The sequence below is a fragment of the Nocardioides luteus genome (assembly GCF_014648595.1).
Taxonomy (GTDB): Bacteria; Actinomycetota; Actinomycetes; order Propionibacteriales; family Nocardioidaceae; genus Nocardioides; species Nocardioides luteus.
This window is the reverse complement of record NZ_BMRK01000003.1, coordinates 49,940-73,481: the sequence shown is the minus strand read 5'-3', so window position 1 is coordinate 73,481 and position 23,542 is coordinate 49,940. Positions and strand designations below refer to the sequence as shown.

Annotated in this window: 22 protein-coding genes; 14 read left to right on the top strand and 8 right to left on the bottom strand. The window is 69.9% G+C overall.

Annotated elements, in window-relative coordinates; genetic code table 11:
- Nucleotides 1-106: 106 nt before the first annotated feature.
- From IEY81_RS04785 to IEY81_RS04745, 9 genes are all read left to right on the top strand, one after another.
- Nucleotides 107-1,027, top strand: a complete 921-nt coding sequence (locus tag IEY81_RS04785; protein ID WP_189117324.1) for a dimethylarginine dimethylaminohydrolase family protein — start codon at nt 107-109, stop codon at nt 1,025-1,027.
- Nucleotides 1,028-1,037: 10 nt separating this feature from the next.
- A complete protein-coding gene (gene hisC, locus IEY81_RS04780) occupies nt 1,038-2,117 on the top strand; it encodes a histidinol-phosphate transaminase (protein ID WP_189117323.1) in 1,080 nt (359 codons plus the stop codon).
- A gap of 129 nt (nt 2,118-2,246) precedes the next feature.
- On the top strand, nt 2,247-2,804 hold the full coding sequence (locus tag IEY81_RS04775; protein WP_229787354.1) for a CDP-alcohol phosphatidyltransferase family protein: 558 nt from the start codon (nt 2,247-2,249) through the stop codon (nt 2,802-2,804).
- A 1-nt stretch (nt 2,805) separates the two neighbouring features.
- Nucleotides 2,806-3,291: a hypothetical protein gene (locus IEY81_RS04770; protein ID WP_189117321.1), complete on the top strand. Its 486-nt coding sequence runs from the start codon at nt 2,806-2,808 to the stop codon at nt 3,289-3,291.
- 46 nt (nt 3,292-3,337) lie between these two features.
- Nucleotides 3,338-5,860, top strand: a complete 2,523-nt coding sequence (locus tag IEY81_RS04765) for a circularly permuted type 2 ATP-grasp protein (RefSeq protein WP_189117320.1) — start codon at nt 3,338-3,340, stop codon at nt 5,858-5,860.
- Nucleotides 5,857-6,768 carry a transglutaminase family protein gene (locus IEY81_RS04760; RefSeq protein WP_189117319.1) on the top strand — a complete coding sequence of 304 codons (912 nt, stop codon included), beginning with the start codon at nt 5,857-5,859 and terminating at the stop codon, nt 6,766-6,768. The genes IEY81_RS04765 and IEY81_RS04760 overlap by 4 nt, the downstream gene beginning before the upstream one ends.
- 16 nt (nt 6,769-6,784) lie before the next feature.
- Nucleotides 6,785-7,270 (top strand): hypothetical protein, encoded by a 486-nt coding sequence (locus IEY81_RS04755; RefSeq protein ID WP_189117318.1) that lies wholly within the window; start codon nt 6,785-6,787, stop codon nt 7,268-7,270.
- A gap of 16 nt (nt 7,271-7,286) precedes the next feature.
- Nucleotides 7,287-8,294, top strand: a complete 1,008-nt coding sequence (locus IEY81_RS04750) for a zinc-binding metallopeptidase family protein (RefSeq protein ID WP_189117317.1) — start codon at nt 7,287-7,289, stop codon at nt 8,292-8,294.
- Between the two features lie 10 nt (nt 8,295-8,304).
- Nucleotides 8,305-9,270 (top strand): glutathione S-transferase family protein, encoded by a 966-nt coding sequence (locus tag IEY81_RS04745; RefSeq protein WP_189117316.1) that lies wholly within the window; start codon nt 8,305-8,307, stop codon nt 9,268-9,270.
- A 14-nt stretch (nt 9,271-9,284) separates the two neighbouring features.
- Here the strand turns inward: IEY81_RS04745 and IEY81_RS04740 are convergent, their stop codons facing one another.
- Nucleotides 9,285-9,884 carry a hypothetical protein gene (locus tag IEY81_RS04740; RefSeq protein ID WP_189117315.1) on the bottom strand — a complete coding sequence of 200 codons (600 nt, stop codon included), beginning with the start codon at nt 9,882-9,884 and terminating at the stop codon, nt 9,285-9,287.
- A gap of 207 nt (nt 9,885-10,091) precedes the next feature.
- On the opposite strand from IEY81_RS04740, the gene pdhA reads away from it, so the two are divergent.
- From pdhA to IEY81_RS04725, 3 genes are read left to right on the top strand one after another with little or no spacing between them, the layout of a single operon-like run.
- The gene (pdhA, locus tag IEY81_RS04735; RefSeq protein WP_189117314.1) at nt 10,092-11,228 is read left to right on the top strand and encodes a pyruvate dehydrogenase (acetyl-transferring) E1 component subunit alpha; all 1,137 of its coding nucleotides are present in this window, start codon (nt 10,092-10,094) and stop codon (nt 11,226-11,228) included.
- Nucleotides 11,225-12,202 (top strand): alpha-ketoacid dehydrogenase subunit beta, encoded by a 978-nt coding sequence (locus IEY81_RS04730; protein WP_189117313.1) that lies wholly within the window; start codon nt 11,225-11,227, stop codon nt 12,200-12,202. The genes pdhA and IEY81_RS04730 overlap by 4 nt, the downstream gene beginning before the upstream one ends.
- Complete coding sequence (locus tag IEY81_RS04725) at nt 12,199-13,530, top strand: dihydrolipoamide acetyltransferase family protein (RefSeq protein ID WP_373292220.1); 1,332 nt, start codon at nt 12,199-12,201, stop codon at nt 13,528-13,530. The genes IEY81_RS04730 and IEY81_RS04725 overlap by 4 nt, the downstream gene beginning before the upstream one ends.
- Nucleotides 13,531-13,650: 120 nt before the next feature.
- Here the strand turns inward: IEY81_RS04725 and IEY81_RS04720 are convergent, their stop codons facing one another.
- The 7 genes from IEY81_RS04720 to IEY81_RS04690 form a co-directional block, all read right to left on the bottom strand.
- The gene (locus IEY81_RS04720; RefSeq protein ID WP_189117311.1) at nt 13,651-15,306 is read right to left on the bottom strand and encodes an ABC transporter permease; all 1,656 of its coding nucleotides are present in this window, start codon (nt 15,304-15,306) and stop codon (nt 13,651-13,653) included.
- On the bottom strand, nt 15,303-16,250 hold the full coding sequence (locus tag IEY81_RS04715) for an ABC transporter ATP-binding protein (protein ID WP_189117310.1): 948 nt from the start codon (nt 16,248-16,250) through the stop codon (nt 15,303-15,305). Before IEY81_RS04715 ends, IEY81_RS04720 begins: the two co-directional genes overlap by 4 nt.
- Before the next feature lie 54 nt (nt 16,251-16,304).
- Nucleotides 16,305-16,976 carry a TetR/AcrR family transcriptional regulator gene (locus tag IEY81_RS04710; protein ID WP_189117309.1) on the bottom strand — a complete coding sequence of 224 codons (672 nt, stop codon included), beginning with the start codon at nt 16,974-16,976 and terminating at the stop codon, nt 16,305-16,307.
- Between the two features lie 114 nt (nt 16,977-17,090).
- The gene (locus IEY81_RS04705) at nt 17,091-18,014 is read right to left on the bottom strand and encodes a hypothetical protein (RefSeq protein ID WP_189117308.1); all 924 of its coding nucleotides are present in this window, start codon (nt 18,012-18,014) and stop codon (nt 17,091-17,093) included.
- Between the two features lie 15 nt (nt 18,015-18,029).
- The gene (locus tag IEY81_RS04700) at nt 18,030-18,602 is read right to left on the bottom strand and encodes a hypothetical protein (protein ID WP_189117307.1); all 573 of its coding nucleotides are present in this window, start codon (nt 18,600-18,602) and stop codon (nt 18,030-18,032) included.
- A gap of 345 nt (nt 18,603-18,947) precedes the next feature.
- Nucleotides 18,948-19,856 carry an exonuclease/endonuclease/phosphatase family protein gene (locus IEY81_RS04695; RefSeq protein ID WP_189117306.1) on the bottom strand — a complete coding sequence of 303 codons (909 nt, stop codon included), beginning with the start codon at nt 19,854-19,856 and terminating at the stop codon, nt 18,948-18,950.
- Nucleotides 19,857-19,947: 91 nt separating this feature from the next.
- Nucleotides 19,948-21,420, bottom strand: a complete 1,473-nt coding sequence (locus IEY81_RS04690; RefSeq protein WP_189117305.1) for a carboxyl transferase domain-containing protein — start codon at nt 21,418-21,420, stop codon at nt 19,948-19,950.
- A 119-nt stretch (nt 21,421-21,539) separates the two neighbouring features.
- Here IEY81_RS04690 and IEY81_RS04685 point away from each other — a divergent pair, with 119 nt between their 5' ends.
- Both IEY81_RS04685 and IEY81_RS04680 read left to right on the top strand, forming a co-directional pair.
- A complete protein-coding gene (locus IEY81_RS04685) occupies nt 21,540-22,691 on the top strand; it encodes an LLM class flavin-dependent oxidoreductase (RefSeq protein WP_229787353.1) in 1,152 nt (383 codons plus the stop codon).
- Between the two features lie 320 nt (nt 22,692-23,011).
- On the top strand, nt 23,012-23,467 hold the full coding sequence (locus tag IEY81_RS04680) for an HNH endonuclease (RefSeq protein ID WP_229787351.1): 456 nt from the start codon (nt 23,012-23,014) through the stop codon (nt 23,465-23,467).
- The last annotated feature ends 75 nt before the right edge of the window (nt 23,468-23,542 follow it).

The window sequence follows — 23,542 nt, the reverse complement described above, 5'->3', positions numbered from 1 at the left end:
TCCGGTGATGGCCGTTCATGCCCTAACCTATCGGGACACGATTGTCAGACAATCAGGCAATCGGACGATCTGGCGATCTTTCGATCTGAACCGAGAGGGGTTACGAGTGAGCACTTCGCTGAGCTGGGGCCGTCACTACCTGATGACAGAGCCGACGCACTACCGCATCGACTACGCCATCAACCCGTTCATGGACACCGATATCCAGCCCGATCCGGCGCGTGCTCGCGCGCAGTGGGAGACCCTCAAGGCCACCATCGAGGAGCTGGGCGGACGCGTCGACGTCATCGCGCCGCGCGAGGACAGCCCCGACATGGTCTACGCGATGAACCTGGGCTTTGCGGCCACCCTCGCCGAGGAATCCGCCGATCGCCTCGGGCTCCGCTTGGGCAGGCGCCACGTGCTCCTGTCCCACATGCGCTTCCCCGAGCGCCGCAACGAGACCCGCTCCGCGATCGAGTGGTTCGCCGAGCACGGGTGGAGCGCGGCGTACGTCGGCAAGGACGGCGTGGGTCCGACCTTCGAGGCCGGCGACGTCTTCCCGTTCGCGGGCCACCTGGTCGCCGGCACCGGCCCGCGCACCGACGAGATGGCGCTCAAGACCCTGGCGACCGAGATGGGTGTGCGGGTGCTGAGCGTGCGTACGACCCACTCGGGGATGTACCACCTCGACCTGGCCTTCTGCCCGCTCGACGACCGCCGCGCGATCATCTGCCCGGACGCGCTCGCGCCGGAGTCGGCGGAGGCGCTCCTGGCCATGATCGACGAGCCACTGGTGATCACCGAGGAGGAGGCGCTGACCACCTTCGCCGCCAACTCGATCGTCATCGGTCGCACCATCGTGATGCCGGCCTGCCCGGACCGGATCCGACCGATCCTCGAGGGCTGGGGATTCACGATCCGGATCGTCGACATGAGCGAGTTCCACCTCGGCGGCGGATCGGTCCGCTGCGTCACCAACCCGCTCGACATCGTGGTCGGCCGGGACGTTCCCGTGGTTTACGGCGGCGAGGTCGTCCCCACCTAGAATTGTGATCATGACCACCCCGCAGCCTCGTCCCAGTGTCGCCGCCATGCCCGCCTACGTCGCGGGCAAGCCGCCGGCCGAGCGACCGGGGCTCGTGACCTACAAGCTCTCCTCCAACGAGAACCCCTACCCGCCCCTCGACGGCGTCCTCGACGTCGCCGCCGAGGCGGCCGGACGGGTCAACCGCTACCCCGACGCCGGCAACACCGAGCTCTACGACGCCCTCGCGCAGGCCTACGACGTGCCTGCCGAGGAGCTCGCCCTCTCCACCGGCGCGGTGGCCCTGATCTTCCAGCTGATCTCGGCCTACTGCGGTCCCGACGACGAGGTCGTCTTCGCCTGGCGCAGCTTCGAGGCCTACCCGATCGCAGTGCTCGCCGCCGGCGCGACCGCGGTGAAGGTGCCGGTCACGGCCAGCGGTGAGCACGACCTCGAGGCGATGGCGGCGGCGATCACGGAGCGTACGAAGGTCGTCTTCGTCTGCAGCCCCAACAACCCCACCGGCACCTCGGTCACCCAGACCGAGCTCGACGCCTTCCTCGCGAAGGTGCCCGAGCACGTGCTGGTCGTGGTCGACGAGGCCTACGCCGAGTTCGTCCGGATGGACGACGCGATCGACGGCATCGCCACCTACCGCAGCCGGTCCAACGTGGTCGTCCTGCGCACCTTCTCCAAGGCCTACGGTCTGGCCGGCTTCCGGGTCGGCTACGCCTTCGCACCGGCGCCGATCGCGGCCACGCTGCGCGCGATGGCGCTGCCGTTCGGCGTCAACGTGGTCGCCCAGGCGACCGCCGTCGCCTCGCTCGAGCGCCAGGCCGAGCTGCTCGCCCGCGTCGACGACCTGATCACCGAGCGCACCCGCGTGGTCGAGGGCGTACGCGCCGCCGGCTGGGACATCCCCGACGCCCAGGGCAACTTCGTCTGGTTCGCCTTCGACTCGGCCGAGCGCTGCGAGGAGTTCGCCGCGGCGGCCGACGAGGCCGGTCTGATGGTCCGCCCCTACCCGCCCGAGGGGGTGCGGGTCTCGATCGGCGAGCCCGAGGCCAACACCCGCTTCATCGAGCTGATGGGCCGTTTCTCTCGGGGTTGACCCTGAACCTGGCCGCGAAACACCCCCTGGATCTGCGTCAACTGGTTCGCGGGCGGGCCTCTTGTGAGTACCGTCACCGCCATGACACTTGCTGTGACGGCGCCACGACCGGTTCTGCGGGAGCGGCTCGTGTCCATACCCAACACGGTCACGGTGGCACGCACCGTGGTCGCGCTCGGGCTCGGGATCGCCGCGGTGGTGGTCGACAGCCTGCCGATGCTCGGGGTGGCGTACGTCTGCTACTGGGCCGGTGACTCGCTCGACGGCTACCTCGCCCGCAGGCTGGACCAGGAGACCAAGATCGGTGCGGTCTTCGACTGCGTCTGCGACCGGGCCTCGACCTGCCTCCTGGCGGTCGGTCTGATCGCGCACGCGCCGGAGGCCTGGCCGCCGGTCGCGATCTTCCTGGCCAACTTCATGGTGCTGGACTTCATGCTCTCGCTCAGCTTCCTGTGCTGGCCGCACGTGGTCAGCCCCAACTACTTCCACCAGATCGACGAGCGCGTGTTCCGGCTCAACTGGTCCCACCCCGCCAAGGCCGCCAACACCGCCGGCGTGGTGCTCATGGTCGTCCTCGGGCTGACCTGGCCGGTCTTCCTCTGGGTGGCGTCCACGGTCGCGGTGGCGATCTTCGCGGTCAAGGTCTGGTCGACCGTACGCGTCGCCCGGCTGCTGGCGTTGAGCTGAGATGCTCGACCAGGTCTGGCAGGCTCTGGCCGCGACCGGCTACGGAGTGGTCTCCGCCCTGGTGCCGATCTTCAACGCCGAGGCCTACGCCGCGGTGGCCGGTGCCGCCGGCTCCTGGCCGACCGCCCTCGTGGCGGTCCTCGGGCTCGCGCTCGGGCAGACGACCGGGAAGCTGATCATCTACGAGGCCGCCGGGCGCGGCGGCAAGTGGTGGGGACAGCGCTTCGCGCGCGGCGCCGAGAAGGAGCGGGACGGGTCGAAGGGCCGCCGGTGGTGGGACCGCGCCGTCGTCGAGCTCGCCCGGCCCCGGACGGCGACGCCGCTGCTCGTCGCGGCGGGGGTGGCCGGCGTACCTCCGCTCGCCATGCTCGCGCTCGCCGCCGGGGTGGCAGGCACCAACCGGGTGCTCTTCGTGGCGGTGTGCTTCGCAGGACGGGCGGTCCGCTTCGGTCTGTGCGCCTTCGGCGTGGGGGTCTGGTTCGACTGAGACGGTTGGTTGGCGCTGCACGCCGAGGATCGGCCAGTCTTGACCCATGACGGTCCTCCGTGAGTACGCCGAAGCGCTCGGCCTCCGCGCTGCGACCGACCAACCCGACGGCCGGCCCGACGGTCGACCCGACGGCCGACCGGACAGCCGGCCCTATGACGAGGTCGTCGGACCCGACGGCACCCTGCGCCCGGCCTGGAAGCCGATGGCGGAGACGGCCCTCTCGATCACGCCGGCCACGCTGAGCCGGATCGGCCACGACGTCGAGCGGTTCCTCGCCGACGACGGGGTGACCTACCTGCGCCCGGGCGCGCGGCCCCAGCCGTGGCGGCTCGACCCGGTGCCGCTCGTCATCGACCCCACCCAGTGGCGCACCCTCGAGGTCGGTCTGGTCCAGCGCGCCGAGCTGCTCAACGCGATGCTCGTCGACCTCTACGGGCCGCAGCGGCTGCTCGCCGACGGGATCGTGCCGGCTGCCGTCGTCTTCGGCCATCGCGGCTTCCACCGCGCCGTCGCGCGGCCGAGCAACCACGACCCGCGGCCGCTCGTGCTGGCCGCCACCGACCTCGGCCGCGGCCCTGACGGCGAGTGGCGGGTGCTCGCCGACCGCACCCAGGCGCCGAGCGGGATCGGCTACGCGATGGAGAACCGGCGGGTGGTCAGCCGGGTCCTGCCCGAGCTCCACCGCGACGCCGGGCTGCACCGGATGGAGCCCTACTTCGCCGCCCTGCGGTCGGCCCTCCTCGAGTCCGCCCCCGGCGACCAGGCCGACCCCCGGGTCGTCGTGCTCTCCCCGGGCACCCACTCCGAGACCGCCTACGACCAGGCGTTCCTCGCCTCGACCCTGGGCTTCCCGCTGGTCCAGGGCGCCGACCTGACCGTCCGCAACGGGGAGGTCCTGATGCGCGGCAACGGCGACCGGCTGGAGCGCGTCGACGTGATCCTGCGGCGGGTCGATGCGACCTGGTCGGACCCGCTCGAGCTCCGCGGCGACAGCCGGCTCGGCGTGGCCGGCCTGATCGAGGCCGTACGCCGCGGCACCGTGCGCGTGGTCAACGGGCTCGGTGCCGGGGTGCTCGAGAACCCCGGCCTCGTCCCCTACCTGCCGGCCGCGTCCGAGGCCCTGCTGGGCGAGCCGCTGCGGCTCGGCTCGATCGCCACCTGGTGGTGCGGTGACCCGGTCCAGCGCGCGGAGGTGGAGCAGCGGCTGGCCGGCCAGGACCTCGTCGTGCGGACGCTCGAGGGCGCCATCGTCGAGGGCACCCCCGAGGAGCTCCTCGCCCGGATCGCCGCGGACCCCTATCGCTTCGTCGGTCAGGAGCAGATCACGCTCTCCCGGGCGCCGACCTGGGCGGAGGGCCGCGGTGCGGTCGGTCGTCCGCTGACGCTGCGCACCTTCTCGCTCCGCTACGGCTCCGCCTACCGGCCGCTGGTCGGCGGGCTGGCCTCGGTCCGCGCCGACGACAGCGGCCTGCCGCCGTGCAGCAAGGACGTCTGGGTGCTCAAGGAGTCGCCGGAGGCTGCCGACCAGGGCCTGGCCGACGTGCTCCCGATGACCCACACCCGCTCGGTCACCGTGCTCGTGCCGCGTGCGCTGGAGGACATGTTCTGGTCGGGGCGCTACGCGGAGCGTGCCGAGGACCTCGTCCGGCTCGTCCTGGCCACCCAGGCGCTGGCCGAGGCGCCGGATCGTCCGGCCGGACCCACGCGGCCACAGACGTCGGCCGACGTCGGTGTCGAGGTGATGCGGGGCGCGCTCGGCAGGCTGGTCGGACACGTCCACGCCGAGATCGACGCCGAGCTCCGCTCGCTGCTGCTCGACGCCGACCGCCCCGGGTCGGCGGCGCAGTCGCTGGTCGCGCTGCGGCGTGCCTTCAGCGGCGTACGCGACCAGCTCAGCCCCGACGTCTGGCGGATCTTCACCTCCGCCGACCGAGCGGCCCAGGAGCTGTGGGACAACCCGCACTCGCTCCAGATCGCTGAGTCGGGAGCCGAGATGCTGCACGGGATCCTGGCGATGCAGGGGATCGTGGCGAGCATGATCCGCGACGAGGGCTACCACTCGATCCGGATGGGCCGGTTCCTGGAGCGGGCGATGCAGCTGTGCCAGCTGCTCCGGGCCACCACGACGGTCCGCCGTGGCCTCGAGGTCGACCGCGCCGTGCTCGACGCGGTGCTCACCTCGGCCGAGTCGGCGGTCACCCACCGCCGCCGCTACCGCGGCTACGTACGCACCGGGGGAGTGCTCGACCTGCTGATCATGGACCGCGACAACCCGCGTTCCCTCGCCTTCTGTCTCCACGAGCTGCGGCTCCATCTCGACCAGCTCCCGGGGTCGACCGGCTCCTCGCGCCCCGAGCGGCTCCTCGACGACCTCATCGAGACGGTCGACCGCACCGAGGTCGCCGGCCTGGTCGCGATCGGCGGCGTCGGCCGGCCCAACCTGGAGGCCTTCCTCGACCAGGTCCACGCCCAGCTGGTCCGGCTCGCCGAGGCGATCAGCGACCTCCACTTCACCACCGGCCCGGCCCCACGGCCCCTCAACGCGCTCCCGGCGGTGCACCGATGAGATACACGGTCGACCACACCACCGTCTACGCCTACGACGACGACGTCACCGACTCGGTCGGGATCGCCAACGTGACGCCGCGGGAGCTGCCGCACCAGCACGTCGAGACGACGCAGGTGCGGATCACCCCCGCGCCCGCCGACCAGTCGACCGACGTCGACTTCTACGGCAACACGGTGACCTACTTCCAGGTGCTCCAGCCCCACCGGCGGCTGGAGATCTCGGCCACGTCGGTCGTCGACGTCACCGGCCCGACCTGGGACGAGACCGCCTTCGACCAGCCGTGGGAGCGAGCCCGGCCGCTGGCCGACACGGCCCTTCCCGGCGCCTGGCGTGCGGCCGACCTGGCGGTGGCCTCGCCGCTGGTGGAGCAGACCCAGGAGGCGTACGACTTCGGTGCGGTGTCGCTGACCGAGGGGCGAGGGCTCGTCGAGGCGGCGGAGGATCTGATGCACCGGGTCCACGCCGGGTTCGACTACGACGACACGGCCACCACCGTCACCTCGACCATCCCGGAGGTCTTCGCGGCCCGCGGTGGGGTCTGCCAGGATTTCGCCCACCTGATGTTGGCCTGTTTGCGAGCGCACGGCCTCGCGGCCCGCTATGTTTCCGGCTATCTCGCCACCACCCCGCCACCGGGGAAGCCGCGGCTCGTCGGAGCCGATGCCTCCCATGCCTGGGTGGAGGTGTGGCTGCCCCACCTCGGGGCGGACCTCAACGGCGCGGGGTCGGGCCAGTGGCTCGCCCTCGACCCGACGAACGACACCAGAGCCGATGATCGTTACGTGAGCGTCGCCTGGGGTCGCGACTATGCCGATGTCCCTCCGGCGAAGGGGGTCATCTACACCGAGGCCACCACCTCGACGCTGACCGTCTCCGTCGATGTGGCCCCCGACCAGCAGGAGTGAAGTTACGGTGTTGCTCGTGCCTGTATCTGATCGTGGGGGCCACCCGCAGCGGGCGAGCATCGTGACCCGCGGCAGCCGTTGGCGACGTGGGGCACAGATCTCCGGTGTGCTGGTGGTGGCCGCGGCTCTGATCGCGCTCACGCTCTGGCTGCTCGCGCGCGACTCCAACCCGGCCGAGGTCAGCCGTGAGTTCATGGAGACCGACTCCGTCACGACCCTCTACGAGCTCGCCTCCGACGAGGGCGACCAGCTCCTCGACGACGGTGGGGCCAGCGCGATGATCGACGCCGCCGAGGGCAAGCGCACCTACGCCGACCCCAGACGCCGGGCGGTCAGCCGCACCCTGACGTTCGGCGAGCCCGAGATCCAGGGGGACTTCGCCCGGGTCACGGTCGCGGTCTCCTACGCCTCCGAGAGCGGTCCGGTCCCCGACGAGTCGCTGGGCGTGGAGCTGGTCCGGGAGGGTGGCGTCTGGCGCGTCGACAGCTGGGGGATCAGCTGAGGCGGATGATGGAGGCATGAAGGCGTTCACCTGCCGGGAGTGCGGCAACCGGCTCTACTTCGAGAACTCCGCGTGCGTCTCCTGCGGCACCCGTCTCGCCTACTTCCGCGAGGACCGCGAGATCGTCCCGGTCTCGCCCGAGGGCAGGTACGTCGATCGAGACGGCTACATCTGGTGGGTCTGCGCCAACGCCGTCGACACCGGCTGCACCTGGCTGGCCCGCATCGAGGGGCAGATGTGCTTCGCCTGCGAGCTGACCCGAACCCGCCCCAACGACGCTGCGCCCGACCGGGTCTGGGACCAGTTCTCCCGTGCCGAGCAGGCCAAACGCCATCTCGTGGTCGAGCTCGACTCGCTCGGTCTGGAGCTGCGCACCCGGGCGCAGGACCCGCAGGAGGGCCTCGCCTTCGACATGCTCGCCAGCGACGGCGACGCCGCCAGCCAGGACGTGGTCATCGGTCACGACAACGGCGTGATCACGATCGACCTCGCCGAGTCCGACGACGCCTACCGCGAGCAGGTCCGGATGCGGCTCGACGAGCCCTACCGCACCATGCTGGGTCACCTGCGTCACGAGGTCGGCCACTACTTCGAGTGGCAGCTGGTCCGCGGTCCGGAGCTGATGGCGCGCTGCACCGAGGTCTTCGGCGACGAGTCGGTCTCCTACGACGAGTCGCTGCAGCGCCACTACTCGCAAGGCCCGCCGGACGGCTGGGCGGAGCGCTACATCTCCACCTACGCCACGATGCACCCTTTCGAGGACTTCGCCGAGACCTGGGCTCACTATCTGCATATCCGCGACACGCTCGGGTCGGCCGCTGCGTACGGGCTGGCCGACCCGGTGCCGGACGGGATGCCGTTCCGCCAGGTCGTGACCGACGTCTGGGTGCCGCTCTCGGCCGCGCTGAACGTGATCAACCGGTCGATGGGCCACGAGGATCTCTATCCCTTCGTGATCCCGCCCGCCGTGCTGGACAAGCTCGACTTCGTGGACACGTTGGTTCAAGGGTCAACCGAGCCCTAGGGTGAGGCCCATGGGGCAGCAGGCGACGTACATCGAGCCGGGCAACGAGTTCAACCGGGACATGAACTACATCCCGGACCGGATCACCAAGGACGCGCGGACACCGGAGTTCGGGCCGCGCGACGTGCCGTTGTGGCCGGTCGAGCCGGGTCGCTACCGGCTGATTGCGGCCGCCGCGTGCCCGTGGGCCAACCGGGCGATCATCATCCGCAACCTGCTCGGGCTGCAGGACGTCATCTCGCTCGGCCTCGCCGGCCCCACCCACGACGCCCGGTCGTGGACCTTCGACCTCGATCCGGGCGGGGTCGACCCCGTCCTGGGGATCGAGCGGCTGCAGCAGGCCTACTTCGAGCGCTATCCCGACTATCCGCGCGGCATCACGGTGCCGGCGATCGTCGAGGAGTCCTCCGGCAAGGTCGTCACCAACGACTTCCCGTGGATCACCCACGACTTCTTCCACGAGTGGACCGACTTCATCGCCGAGGACGCCCCCGACCTGTGGCCGCGTGAGCTCCGCGAGGAGATGGACGAGGTGAACAAGCGGGTCTTCACCGAGGTCAACAACGGCGTCTACCGCTGCGGCTTCGCCGGCTCCCAGGAGGCGTACGACGCTGCGTACGAGCGCCTCTTCGCGGCTCTCGACTGGCTCGAGGAGCGACTCTCCGGGCAGCGCTACCTCGTCGGTGACCAGCTCACCGAGTCCGACATCCGGCTGTTCACCACGCTGGCGCGCTTCGACGCGGTCTACCACGGCCACTTCAAGTGCAACCGGCAGAAGCTCGCCGAGATGCCCGCGCTCTGGGCCTACGCGCGCGACCTCTACCAGACCCCCGGGATCGGCGAGACGATCGACTTCGCGCAGATCAAGGCGCACTACTACATCGTCCACACCGACCTGAACCCCACCTCGATCGTCCCGGCCGGGCCGGACCTGTCCGGGTGGGACGAGCCGCACGGGCGTGAGGCCCTCGGCTGAAAGAAGTCTTTCTTTCAGCCGGCGTAGTAGCCGGTCTGCTGCTGGTGGCCCTGCTGCTGGTGGCGCTGCTGCTGTCGGGCGGCGCTGACGGCGGCGAAGTAGGCCGAGGACGGCCGCAGCCACAGCAGCACCAGGATCGTGATCGCCAGCAGCGGGTCCACGACCGCGAACACCATGCTCAGTGGTGACCCGGGGACGCCCGGGCCGCCGAGCGCTGCGCTGCCGGCTGCGCTGCCGAGGCTCGACAGGCTGCCGGCCAGCGCGAGCGCGCCGAAGACGGTCGCGGTCACGCGCGCCCAGTTGCGGCCCCGCCCGTTCATCACCGCCATCCAGATCCACAGCCCCATCGAGAGCAGTGCGAGGACCGCGCCGCCGACCACGATGATCGGGATGAGCACGTCAACCAGCTGCTGCGCGTCCAGGGTCGAGGAGTCGTACGTCGGCTGACCCTCGATCTCCGAGATCATCGTCGACTCGAGCTCGGCGGTGTCCAGGGTGAACAGGGAGAGCAGCGAGGCGATCTCGAGCACACCGCCGAGCCACATCCCGTAGACGGCGTACGTCAGGGTCCGGGGCCTCTCGAGGGCCTGACTGTGGGGGTGCGGGTCGGACATCGTGTGCCTCCGGGCGTCGCGGGGCGGCAACTCTAACGGCGCGCCACGGGTGCGACCACCGTATTTCCGGCCCGGTCGGTGCACTCGGTTGACCTCCGTGGCTCACCGGGGGCGAGTACCGTGTGGCTATGCCGGTGTGCCACGGATCACAAGTCCGTGATCGGCGTAGCCAGCGGTGGCAACCCCACCCCGTGTGAAGGAAGCGTGATGACTGAATTTCTGGATCCGAGTCCCAGCCACACCGACATGGTGCAGCTGTTGAACCCTGAGGGAGAACGGGTCTCGCACCCGGACTTCGAGTTCTCACCCGACCGGCCCGAGGACGAGACCGTCCGCGGCTTCTACCGCGACATGGTGCTGACCCGTCGCCTCGACGTCGAGGCCACCGCGCTGCAGCGCCACGGCGAGCTGGGCCTGTGGGCACAGCTGCTGGGCCAGGAGGCGGCGCAGATCGGCGCGGCCCGCGCGCTCGCACCCCAGGACTTCGTCTTCCCGACCTATCGCGAGCACGGCGTGGCCTGGTGCCGCGACGTCGACCCGATGCAGCTGCTCGGGCTCTTCCGCGGCACCGACCAGGGCGGCTGGGACCCCGACGAGCACAACTTCGGGCTCTACACGATCGTCATCGGCGCCCAGACGCTGCACGCGACCGGCTACGCGATGGGTGTGCAGATGGACGGTCTCGTCGGCACCGGCGACCCGACCCGGGACACCGCGGTCGTGGCCCACTTCGGCGACGGCGCCTCATCCCAGGGCGACGTCAACGAGGCGATGGTCTTCGCGGCCTCCTACAACGCGCCGGTGGTCTTCTTCTGCCAGAACAACCAGTGGGCCATCTCCGAGCCGGTCGACCAGATGGTCAAGGTGCCGCTCTACAAGCGCGCCCAGGGGTTCGGCTTCCCCGGCATCCGGGTCGACGGCAACGACGTGCTCGCGACCTACGAGGTGATGAAGTCGGCGCTCAAGCGGGCTCGTGAGGGTGGTGGCCCGACGATGATCGAGGCCTACACCTACCGGATGGGCGCCCACACGACGACCGACGACCCGACCCGCTACCGCCTCTCCGACGAGGTCGAGGCGTGGAAGCTGAAGGACCCGATCGCCCGCGTGGAGGCCTACCTCCGTCGCGGCGGCGGCGCCTCGACGTCGTTCTTCTCGAAGGTCGAGGCGGAGGCCGAGGCGCTCGGTGAGCGGCTGCGCGCCGGCATCCACGACCTGCCCGAGCCCGACCCCGTACGCCTCTTCGACAACGTCTACTCCGAGCTGCCGCCGGAGCTGCAGGAGCAGCGCGACGGCTACGCGGCCTACCTCTCCTCCTTCGACCTGGAAGGGGCTTCGCGATGACCAAGATGACGCTGGCGAAAGCGCTCAACGCCGGGCTCCGGCGAGCGATGGAGGACGACCCGAAGGTCGTCCTGATGGGCGAGGACATCGGCCGGCTCGGCGGTGTCTTCCGGATCACCGACGGGCTGCAGAAGGACTTCGGCGAGGCGCGGGTCGTGGACACCCCGCTGGCCGAGTCGGGCATCGTCGGCACCGCGGTCGGGCTCGCGCTGCGGGGCTACCGGCCGGTCGTGGAGATCCAGTTCGACGGGTTCGTCTACCCGGCCTACGACCAGATCGTCTCCCAGGTGGCCAAGCTCCACTACCGCTCCGGCGGCCGGGTGGCGATGCCGATGGTCATCCGCATCCCGTTCGGCGGCGGCATCGGCGCGGTCGAGCACCACAGCGAGTCGCCGGAGGCGCAGTTCGCGCACACGCCCGGCCTCAAGGTCGTGGCCTGCTCCGACCCGGTCGACGCCTACTGGATGATCCAGCAGGCGATCGAGCATCCCGACCCGGTCATCTTCCTGGAGCCGAAGCGGCTCTACCACTCGACCAAGGCCGACATCGACGTCGACGCCACCCCCGGACCGCTCTTCGCCTCCCGGGTCGCCCGGTCGGGCTCCGACGTGACCGTGCTGGCCTACGGGCCCACCGTGAAGACCGCGCTGACCGCGGCCGAGGCGGCAGCGGGAGAGGGCAAGTCGGTCGAGGTGATCGACCTGCGCGCGCTCTCCCCGCTGGACATGGCTCCGGTGGTCGAGTCGGTGCGGCGTACCGGCCGGGCGGTCGTCGTCCACGAGGCCCACGTCAACCTCGGCCTCGGCGCCGAGCTCGCCGCCCGCATCACCGAGGCCTGTTTCCACTCGATGGAGGCGCCCGTCCTCCGCGTAGGTGGCTTCGACACCCCCTACCCGCCGGCCCGTGCCGAGGAGTACTTCCTCCCCGACCTCGACCGGGTCCTCGACGCCGTCGACAGGAGCCTCGCGTGGTGACCTCCCAGGAGTTCAAGCTGCCCGATGTCGGCGAGGGCCTCACCGAGGCGGAGATCGTCGGGTGGCACGTCGCCGTCGGCGACACGATCAAGGTCAACGACCCCGTCTGCGACATCGAGACCGCCAAATCGGTCGTCGAGCTCCCCTCGCCCTACGCCGGGGTCGTCCAGGAGCTGCTCGTCGAGGTCGGCACCGAGGTCCAGGTCGGCACCCCGATCATCCGCATCGGCGACGCCGCCGCCGAGCCGTCAGAATCCGACGCCGAGACGTCAGAAATCGAGCCCGAGAAGTCAGAAATCGACGCCGAGACGTCAGCTCCTGAGCCAGAGGCAGAGCAGCCGCTGACGCTGGTCGGCTACGGCTCCAAGGAAGACGCGGTCGTACGCCGCTCCCGCACCGTCTCCACCCAGAACGGCTCCGCGGCCGGCGCCGGTGTGCTCGCCAAGCCGACGGCCCGGAAGCTGGCGCGGGACCTCGGCGTGGACCTCGCGACCGTGACCCCGCAGCGGGAGGACGGCGTCATCACCACCGCCGACCTGGAGGGACTGGGCGACGCCCCGGAGCCCGCTGCGCCCGCCCCAGCAGCCCAGGTCGAGTCGGTCGGCGGCGAGCGCCGCGAGCCGATCAAGGGCCTGCGCAAGCAGATGGGCCAGGCGATGGTCGACTCCGCGTTCACGCTGCCGCACGTGACCATCTGGACGACGGTCGACGTGACCCGCACCTCCGAGCTGATCACCAGTCTCAAGGCGCACCGCGACTTCGCCGATGTGCGGGTCGGCCCGCTGCTGGTCGTGGCCAAGGCCGCGCTGCTGGCGATCCGGCGCAGCCCGATCATCAACTCCTGGTGGGACGACGCCGCCCAGGAGATCGTGTTCAAGGACTACGTCAACCTCGGCATCGCCGCAGCCACGCCGAGGGGCCTCCAGGTGCCGAACATCAAGGGCGCCGAGCGGATGTCGCTAGTCGAGCTCGGCATCGCGCTCAACGAGCTCACCGCCACGGCCCGCACCGGCAAGACCCCGCCGGCCGACCAGACGGGCGGGACCTTCACGATCACCAACATCGGCCCGTTCGGCATCGACGGAGGTGCGCCGATCATCAACCCGGGGGAGTCGGCCATCCTCTCCGTCGGCGCGGTCAAGCGGCAGCCCTGGGTGGTCTCGACAGGCTCGACCACCGGAGAGGTCGAAGAGCGCATCGAGCCCCGCGACGTCTGCACCCTCGCGCTCAGCTTCGACCACCGCCACATCGACGGTGAAGCCGGCTCGCGTTTCCTCGCGGACGTGGCGAGGATCGTGGAGGACCCGAGCACCGCCCTCCTGTTCTGACCGGCCGAGACGTCAGCTGCGTCGGTCGAGTGGGCACATCGGTGCCCGCTCGATCGACGTACGTGACGTCTCGATCGACGTACGTGACGTCTCGGCCGGCGGGGCTGACTTCTCGGCGGGTCAGCCGTGGACGTCGCGTCGGCGGAAGCCGACGAGGGCGACCAGGACCAGCGCAACCGCGACACCCAGCAGGCCGAGCGTGTGGCTGACCGGCATCGGGTCGGAGAGCGTGTTCTCGACCCACCAGTAGGGCGACAGCCCGCGGAGCCAGTCGGGCAGGTCGAGCATGTCGGCGAACATCAGCACCAGGAACATCCAGCCGAAGAGCGCCCACGCGAGACCCGAGGCCCGTGGGGCCCAGGCGTAGACGGCCAGGGTGAAGGCGAGGACGACGAGCACGGCGGGGGTGTAGGCGAGGGCCAGGCCGGTGAAGTCGCCGAAGCCGATCGAGTCGAGCCCGGCGGCGTACCCGCCGAGCGCCATCGCCCAGATCCCGGCGAAGAGCACCACCAGCGAGCCGACCGCGGCGACCAGGGCGCCGGAGAGCAGCCACCTCAGCCGGGCGACGGGTTTGGCGAGGACCAGGGCGGCACGGGTGGCGTCCTCCTCGGCCTTCGCGCGGAGCATCATCACGATCGCGTACGCCCCGGCGCCGAAGGCGGAGTAGGCGGCGATGAACGCGGCGAAGATCCGCACCATCTCGTCGCCGGAGCCCTCGAGCAGCTGGTCGTAGAGCGGGTTGTCACCGACGGCCTCGAGCATGTTCGGGACCTCGGTCAGGATCGTGCCGGTCGCGAACCACATCGCCGACAGCCCGAGCGCGGTCCAGAGCAGGGCGGTCCGCTGACGCACCCAGGCCAGGGCGACCGGCCCGCTCAGCAGCGGTGAGGCGTCGGCCCGGCCGCTGCGTACCTTCACCATCCCGGCTCCGAAGTCGCGGTGGGACGCGAGCACCGCGGCGAGCACGAGCAGTGCGAACGCCACCACGACGGCGATGCCGAGCGGCCAGAGCCGGGTGTCGACGAAGACCCGCGTCTGGTGGACCCAGGCGATGGGGGAGAGCCACGAGAGGGCGCTGCCGTGCGGCTCCTGGATGTCGCCGATGACACGGGCGACGTAGGTGACGCCGAGTACGCCGAAGGCCATGCCCAGCGCGCCGCCGCTGCTCTCGGAGAGCTGGGAGGTGACCAGCGCGACCGCGCCGTAGACCAGCGCCCCGAGCGCGATGCCGAAGGCCATGATCGCCGACTCGACGGGGTCGAGACCGACGCCGGCCAGCGCCAGGGTGCTGCCGACGGCGACGATCAGGTTGGTCAGCAGCACCTGGACGATGACCGCTGCCAGGGGTGCGTGGCGGCCGAGCACGCCCGCCCGCATCAGCTCGGAGCGGCCGGACTCCTCCTCCGAGCGCGTGTGGCGGACGACCTGCAGGATCGTCATCGCGGCGAGCGCGATGGTCACCCAGAGGATGAGCTCGTTGGCGGCCGCCGGGCCGCGCCGATAGTCATCGAGGCCGTAGCCCGGCCCGCCCATCGCGATCATCGCCGGGCTACTCAGCGTCGCCGCCCGGCCGGCCCGAGCCTCCGGGTCGTCGTCGAGCACCGAGTACTCACCGCCCGGCGCGAGCGAGCCCAGGTAGAGCAGCGCGATCAGCACCGTCCACACCGCGATCCGGATCCGGTCGCGCCGGAGCATGAACCGGATCAGGTGGCCGGCACCGGTGAAGCTCGCCAGGGCCGTACGCCGCGGCGCGGCTGCCGCCGCCACCGCGCTCATGATGCTTCCTTCTCGGTCTCGGGCTCGATGACGTCGCCGTAGTGACGCATGAAGAGCTCCTCGAGCGAGGGCGGGGTGATGGTCAGGCCGCGTACGTCCAGGGTGGTGAGGGTCTTCATGACCTCACCGACCGCGTTGTTGTCCACATCGAAGGCGACCCGGGTGCCGGCGCCGTTCTGGCTGGTCACCAGGTCGTTGACCGCAGGGAGCGTGGCCAGCCGGGACGGGTCGCTGCCGACGGTGGCGACGACCGAGGAGCGGGTGAGGTGGCGGAGCTCCTCGAGGGTGCCGGACTCGACGGCCACCCCGGCACGGATGATCGTGACGGTGTCGCAGACCTTCTCGACCTCGCTGAGGATGTGACTGGAGAGCAGCACCGACGAGCCCGCGGCCTTGGCCTCACGGGCGTACTCGGTGAAGACGGCCTCCATCAGTGGGTCCAGCCCCGAGGTGGGCTCGTCGAAGATGTAGAGGTCGGACTCGTCGAGGAACGCCGCGACCAGTGCGACCTTCTGCCGGTTGCCCTTGGAGTAGGTGCGCGCCTTCTTGGTCGGATCGAGGTCGAACCGCTCGAGCAGCTCGGCCTTCCGCGCCTTGCGCCGGGCTTTGTCCCCGCGCGGCTTGAGCCGGGTGAGGTAGTCGATGCACTCGCCGCCGGAGAGGTTCGGCCAGAGGTTCACGTCGCCGGGGACGTACGAGATCCGCTTGTGCAGCTCGACGGCGTCACGCCAGACGTCGCCGCCGAAGAGGCGGGCGGTGCCGGCGTCGGCGCGCAGGAGTCCGAGCAGGACCTTGATGGTGGTGGACTTGCCGGCTCCGTTGGGGCCGAGGAAGCCGGCGACCTGGCCGTGCTGGACGGTGAGGTCGAGGCCGTCGAGGGCCTTGAAGGAACCGAAGGACTTGTGGAGACCCGCGATCTCGACCGCGGGGTTGGTGTCGGACATGAGCAGCTCGCTTCCGCGCTGGGAGGGATGAGGGCGATGCCGACGGGGCGGGCGTCAGTCGGACGCGGGCTCCGCGGCGGCGTCGTCCGGCGGGTCCGGGACGTAGAGGAGGTAGTCGTCGAGCATTCGGCGCGTGGTGAAGACGCCCTGGGTGTAGAGCTCGATCATCGGGAGGTAGCCCGTCGCCAGGAAGCTCCGCACCGTGCCGCCGATGTCGCGGGGGTCCCGCGAGGGATCCAAGGACAGCTCGAGCGTCAGCGCGCCGAGGGCCGAGAGCACCAGGTAGCGCGCCCGGGCGCGCTCGTCACGGCTCGGCTTGATGAGTCCGGCCTCGATGCCGTGCTTGGTGTAGCCGACCGCGTCCTCGATCATCTGCTCGATGAAGGCACGGCCGACCGGCCCGCCGCTCTGCAGCGACCGAAGGACGTAGCCGAGCATCGGCGCGTACTCGTCCGCGTTCGCGAACCGGTGCAGGATGCCCTGCCCGGACGTGATCTCGTCGATCGTCGCACTCTTCGTCGCCCGGATCTCCGCGAGCACCCGCTCGTCGCACTCGGCGTGGAGCTCGTCCTTGGTTCCGAAATGGTGGATCACCAGCGCCGGGCTGACTCCGGCGTCGCCCGCGATCGACCGCACCGACGCACCGAAGCCTTCCCGTGCGAACCGCAGCACCGCGGCGGAGAGGATCCGGTCGCGGGTGGTCTCATCGGCAGGGGCTGAACGCATGTTCAATGCTAAACACGTGTTCAGTCAGGGTGCAAGAGAGTTGCTAGACCAGGGCGCACTCGACGGTGAACTGACCGAGGTCTGCTTGGGCTCGTCTTGGTGGGTCTGTGCCGATCAGTTCGGGTGAATCCCCTGGGCGACCTTCTCGCCGTAGGCGGCACAAGACTCGGCGGTGATATCCGGGAATCGCTTGTCCTTGTAGCAGGAGAGATCGACCTCGAGAGTATTGCCGTAAAGCATGGTCTTGTACGTTTCGGACCAAATGCCATCGGACTCGTGACTGACGTGGGCGAGCAGGAGACCTCCGTCCGAGGTGACGTTGTCGTGCCGACGCACGTTGTCGTAGAACTTCTTCGTCACGGGGAGCTCGAACTTCATCATCTTCTCGAGGTCCTCAGCAGTCGCCTTCCCGCCACTGCCTCCCGCGACCTCGTTGCGGACCTGTAGTTTCATCGGTGAGCTCTGGTCCTTCTGGAGCTTGTCGTAGTAGGCCAACGGGCTCCGCTTCTTCGGGCCGGCGAGCACGAAGTGCCACTTGTCGTCAGGGACGCTGATCGTGGCGTCCGGGACCCAGATCCCGGGGATCTGGTCATGGAGCTTCGGAGGCCATGTCGCGGGGTCGATCGACACTGCCGTTCCGGGGCTGTCGGATGACTCGTCCTCTTCTCCGGCAGCCGCGCCCATGCCGTTCTTCGCGCAGGTCTCGAGCACACGATCGAGATAGGGACGTCGCTCGGACCCTGCTGGGGTCTTCGACCGGAGCTCCTCCGCGGTCTTCTGCAGGTCGGCGTTCTCGGCGTAGTCGCTCATCATCAGGAACAGGACGTTCCACTGGCTGTCAGTGTCATCTTCCAGTGCGGGCAGATTCTTCGCCTTGCTGCAGAACACCTGGTCACGCTCGGAGAGCGTCAGCTTGGCCGGGGCCTTCCTTCCGTCGTCGCTCTTTGTGTCCTTGCCGGCGTTGCTGTTCGTGCTCCCTCCACAACCGGCCAGAGCGATGGCGGCGGTGACCATGAGGGCAAGTGCTGTCTTACGCATCGGGTCTCCTCTTGGTCATCCGAACTCGAGGGTGGACATGATGTTGTCGAGATGGTCCTGGACCTCGGTGCCAGAGGCGTGCGAGCTGAACGTCCAGCTGAACCAGATGTGTCTGCCGTTGTGCCAGGTGCCGAACATGTGCCACCGAGAGCCCACCTCACCGCCGTCGGGTTCGTACTTCACGAAGTGGTAGAACTCCTTTCCGCTTCCTCGGACGTTCGGCAAGCGGAAACCGCGTTCCGGCTCATTGAAGTGCACCTCGATCTGCTCGTCGAGGTACTCGCCGAAGCGCGCAGGATCCTTCGGCGGGCTGCCGTCATCGCCGCCACCGAAAGACAGCGGCACCTGAGACTCGACCGTGACGAAACCCGTCCACTGCACCGTCGAAGGCCCCCACTGCGGCGCGGAAACCACGACCTTGTCATCGCCGCCACCGCCAGGCACCTCGAGGTCCGGGACCGAGCCCAGCTCCGTGTCCTCCTTCCACTTTGGCGGCACCTTGAAGCTCACCTTCGCCTTGGAGTTGGTGAATGTCTTCCAGCCATCCGGTGCAGCCTCGGCCTTGAACTTCTCGACCTTGCCCGGCACGTACGCCGATGGCATCGAGATGCCAGCCTCAGCAGACGAAGACGGCGCGGGCGTCGAGGAGGAGCGCAAGTTGTTCGCGCTCTCCGCACTCGCCGAGAGCGGTGCTGCTGTCGCCAGGACGCCGACGAGTGCCAGACCGAACCGAATTGGACGATGAGAACGCAACAGAGCCTCCCGAGACCACCGCAACGACGTTTGACTGTTATAGCGCCTGAATGCATGATTTTGCATCCATCACCTTAAGTAAAGACGATCGTAGTATGCCTTGTCGCCACGGTGGCTGTTTCTCGTGTCGAACCTTGGTCAGGCCGTAACTCTGTGCGCGGCGGCCAGTGAACGCGCGGATCAGTCGGTGGTCCAGGTGAAGTCGACGGCGATCGGGAAGTGGTCGGAGAGCATCAGGCCGCTGCCGTCCTCGCGGAAGTCGGCGTCGAGGTTGCGGAAGGAGGTGGCGGTCAGGTCGAGGTCGTCGCCGTCGCGGTAGAGCACCTTGTCGATGACCTCGCACTCCACGCCCGGGTCCACGTCGGGGCAGCCGAGGGCGGGACTGCCGCGGTCGGGCTCGTCGCCGCCGCGGACGAGCTCCACCCACGCGTCGGTCAGGCCGTTGGCGGCGACGAAGTCGGAGATCCGGTCGCCCTCGGTCGTGTAGCGGGTGTTGGTGTCGCCCATGACCAGGACCGCGTTGCCGGCGGAGTGCTCCGAGATGTACGCGGTGAGCTGCTCGAGGTTGTTGCGGCGGGCGGCCTCGTCGAGGCTGTCATCGCCGGCGTCGGCGTGCAGGTTGTAGACGTCGATCCAGGTGTCGGGTGCGATCTGCGCGCGGTGGAAGGTGAACCCCTTGGGCGTCAGGCAGTCGGCCTGGTTGATCCAGCAGCGGTTCCAGGTGACGCGGTCGAGCGCCTCGTACGGCAGGTGGTGCAGGCTGTTCAGTCCGCTCCCGAACGGCACCCCGCCCGAGGTCGGCGTGCGGTGGGCGTGCACGTCGGTCTCGTAGAGATAGGCGTGGTAGTTGAAGTCCTCCTGGACGTTGACGATGTCGAACTCGCTGATCCGGCGGCCGATCTCGTTGGTCGCGCTCTTGCGTGGCGTCGGTGCGCTCGAGATGGGTTCCGGGAGGCCGGCGATGTTGTACGTGAGCGCGCTGATGCTCCCCTCCTGGGCCTGCGCGGGTGGAGCGCCGACGAGGGAGACCGCGGTGGCGGTGGCGAGGGCGCTGGTCGCTACGGCGAGGAGCCGGTTGATCTGAGGCACGAGAAACTCCGATCGATGGTGGGGTGCTGCCGAGAGCAGCTCCGAGCCAACCCATCGTGGCGGAGTTCGCGGTCGCTGTCCGCAGATCTTCTCAGCCGGTGTAGCGCGCCGCGCGGGCCGTCGGCTCGCCCGGGCCCGAGCGGAGCAGCCCGAGCAGCTCGTCCTCGAGGATCGAACCGACCCGGCGGCAGAACTCCTCCGGCTCGTCGGCGGCGTCGGGCGACTCGGCCACGATCCGGTCGACGACGCCGATCTGCTGGAGGTCGACGGCGAGCACCCGCTGCGCCTCCGCCATCTCGGCGGCGTGGTCGGAGTCGCCGTGGACGATCGCGCTCGCGCCCTCGGGCGGCAGCGGCGAGAGCCACGCGTGCTGGGCCGCGACCACCCGGTCGGCGGGGAGGAAGGCGAGCGCACCGCCGCCGTTGCCCTCGCCGAGCATCAGGCTCAGCGTCGGGGTCTCAACGTTGACGAGCGCCCCCAGGGTACGAGCGATCTCGCCGGCGATGCCGCCGTTCTCGGCCTCGGGCGAGAGCGCGGCACCGGGGGTGTCGATGACGGTCACGACGGGGAGGCCGAGCCCGGCGGCGAGCTTCATCCCGCGCTGCGCCTCGCGCAGCCCTTCGGGGCCCAGCGGCTGATGGGCCTGCTCGCGGCGGTCCTGCGCCAGCACCAGGCACGGCGCCGACCCGAACCGCGCCAGCGCGATGATCAGCCCCGGGTCGCGCTCGCCCTGCCCGGTGCCGTTGAGGGGTACGACGTCGGAGGCCGCGATCCGGAGCAGCGCGCGTACGCCCGGGCGGTCGGTCCGGCGGGACCGGGTGATCGCGTCCCAGGTGTCGATCTGCCCGCTGGTCTCGACACGCTCGCTGGCGCTCGCGGCTCGACCAGCGTTGGACCTGAGGTCGAGGATGGTGAGGACGCGGTCGACCAGCCCGGCGAGCTCGGCGGGAGGGGCTACGCCGTCGACGAGGCCGTGGGCGAAGAGGTTCTCGGCGACCTGTACGCCGGAGGGGAACGGGCGTCCGTTGAGGACCTCGTAGACCTTCGGGCCGAGGAAGCCCAGGAGCGCCTCGGGCTCGGCCACGGTCACGTGCCCCAGCGATCCCCACGAGGCCATCACGCCGCCGGTGGTCGGGTGGCGCAGGTAGACGAGATAGGGGAGCCCGGCGGCCTTGTGGCGGGTGACCGCCTCGGCGATCCGCACCATCTGCACGAACGCCGGTGTGCCCTCCTGCATCCGGGTCCCGCCGGAGGCCGGCCCGGCGAGAAGGGGCAGCCCCTCACGGGTCGCCCGCTCCACGGCTGCGATCAGCCGCTCGGCCGAGGCGCGCCCGATCGACCCGGCCAGGAACCGGAACTCGGAGAGCACCACCGCCACCCGTCGGCCGGCGATCCGCGCCTCACCGGTGACCACCGACTCGTCGGTGCCGGCTCGCTCGCGCGCCTTCGCCAGGTCGGCGGCGTACGCCTCGGAGATGTCACCGTAGGACGGCGCCATGTCCCAGGACGTCCAGGTCCCGTCGTCGAGGACTAGGTCGATCAGCTCGGCAGAGGTCAGGCCCATGTGCCGACCATACCCCGAGTTGGCTCATTGGCTGAGCCTCTGTCCACGAGTGGACACCCTCGATCGATAGTCGACAAAGTCAATTAACATTGATCAAAAGATCGACGAAGGAGTCCGGCATGACCGTCCCCCACGCCCCCGAGTTCCTCTGGTACCTGCCCAACTTCGTCGAGGCCGGCCACCGCGGCGACACCGAGTCGGCCGAGGACGGCCACGGCACCCTCGAGCACCAGGTCGGCCTGGCCGAGGCGGTCGAGGAGGCCGGCTGGACCGGCGCCCTGCTCGGCACGAGCTGGGGGAGACCCGACACCTTCACCGTCGCGACCGCGCTGGCCGCGCGCACCCGCACGTTCGAGCCGCTGATCGCGATCCGGCCCGGCTACTGGCGCCCCGCCAACTTCGCCACCTCCGCGGCCACTCTCGACCAGCTCAGCCGGGGCCGGGTGCGGGTCAACATCGTCTCCGGGCAGGACGACCTGGCCGCCTACGGCGACCGTGAGGAGTCGCGCGCCGCCCGCTATGCGCGCACGAAGGAGTTCATGCGCCTGGTCCGTCGCCTGTGGACCGAGGAGGACGTCACCTTCGCCGGCGACCACTTCCAGGTCATCGGCTCCACCGTCGCGCCGCGTCCGTACGCCACCGAGGCCCGCCCCCACCCGCGGCTCTACTTCGGCGGTGCCTCTGCGGAGGCCGAGGCGGTGGCCGCGACCGAGGCGGACGTACAGCTCTTCTGGGGCGAGCCGCTGGACGGCATCGCCGAGCGGGTCGAGCGCCTCCGCGGCCTGGAGCAGGAGCTCGAGCGCGACCTCCCGCCGCTCGAGTTCGGGCTCCGCATCACCACGCTGATCCGTGACACCCGCGAGGAGGCCTGGCATGACGCGGAGGAGCGGGTGCGGCAGATGGCCGAGTCGGCGGGCGACCGCGAGCTCCGCCGCTCCGGGAGGGCCGCGGTCGGCCAGAGCCGGCTCCTCGATCTCGCCGAGCGCGGCGACGTCCTCGACGACTGCCTCTACACGGCCCCCGGGCGGTACGGCGGTGGCGGCGCCGGCACCACCTGGCTGGTCGGCTCCGCCGACGACGTCGCGGCCGCGCTCAGCCGCTACCAGGAGCTCGGCGTCAGCCACTTCGTCCTCTCGGACACGCCCTACCGCACCGAGGTCGCCCGGGTCGGGCAGGCGCTGATCCCGCGGCTCCGCGACGGCGATCCGGCGGTGCCAACGGCACCAAACGGCGTACGCCTGCCGCAGGCGACCGGAAAGACACGCTTCTGACCTGCGAAAACCGTTGGAGACTGAGGGGTCTTCGCTCTATTCTGGTATCACCCGGTCTCACCACCGGGCCAAGACCACCCGTCCCATTGAAGGACCGCACATGAGCACGCAGCACTCGACCACCGCCCCGGCGGCCTGGTCGCTGACCGCTGCGCACGAGCGCGACCCTCATGCCCGCGGGAGCCGACAGTGACCTGGGTGCATAGCCACACCGGATCATTCCGGGCCGCTCCTGCGAGACATGCCTGTCTCGTCGGGGCGGCCCTTTTCGTTTCCCGAACGTACGCCATCTATCCGACTCTCCTGGGAGGTAACCGAGTATGACCACGACCATGGGCGCCGTGACGCTGTATAACGCCTCCTTCGAGCCGCTCGGGAGGGTCTCGTTCAAGCACGCCGTGCGGATGCTCTTCCGCGAGGTGGCGGTGGTGCACGAGCAACAGGGCGACAAGATGATCGGGCCACATCCATGGCCGAAGGCGGTACGGCTGGTCCGCTACATCGCGATGCACTGGATGTATCGCCCGGCCGGCTACTCCCGCGAGGGAGTGCTCAAGCGGGACCATCATCGCTGCGCCTACTGCGGCGGCGCCGCCCGCACCATCGACCACCTGCTGCCGCAGTCTCGCGGAGGCAGATGGACGTGGCTCAACACCGTCGCCGCCTGTGGGAAGTGCAACGGCCGCAAAGGCAATCGCACGCCCGAGGAGGCCCACATGGTGCTCCGCATCGAGCCGTACGTCCCCACTCGGGCTCAGCTCGCCGCCATCGTCTGATCCGCGATGTGCAGCTTTCTGCCCGAGGCGTGGGCAAAACGGCCTTATCGACTTGACGGAGCATTAATAAGTACG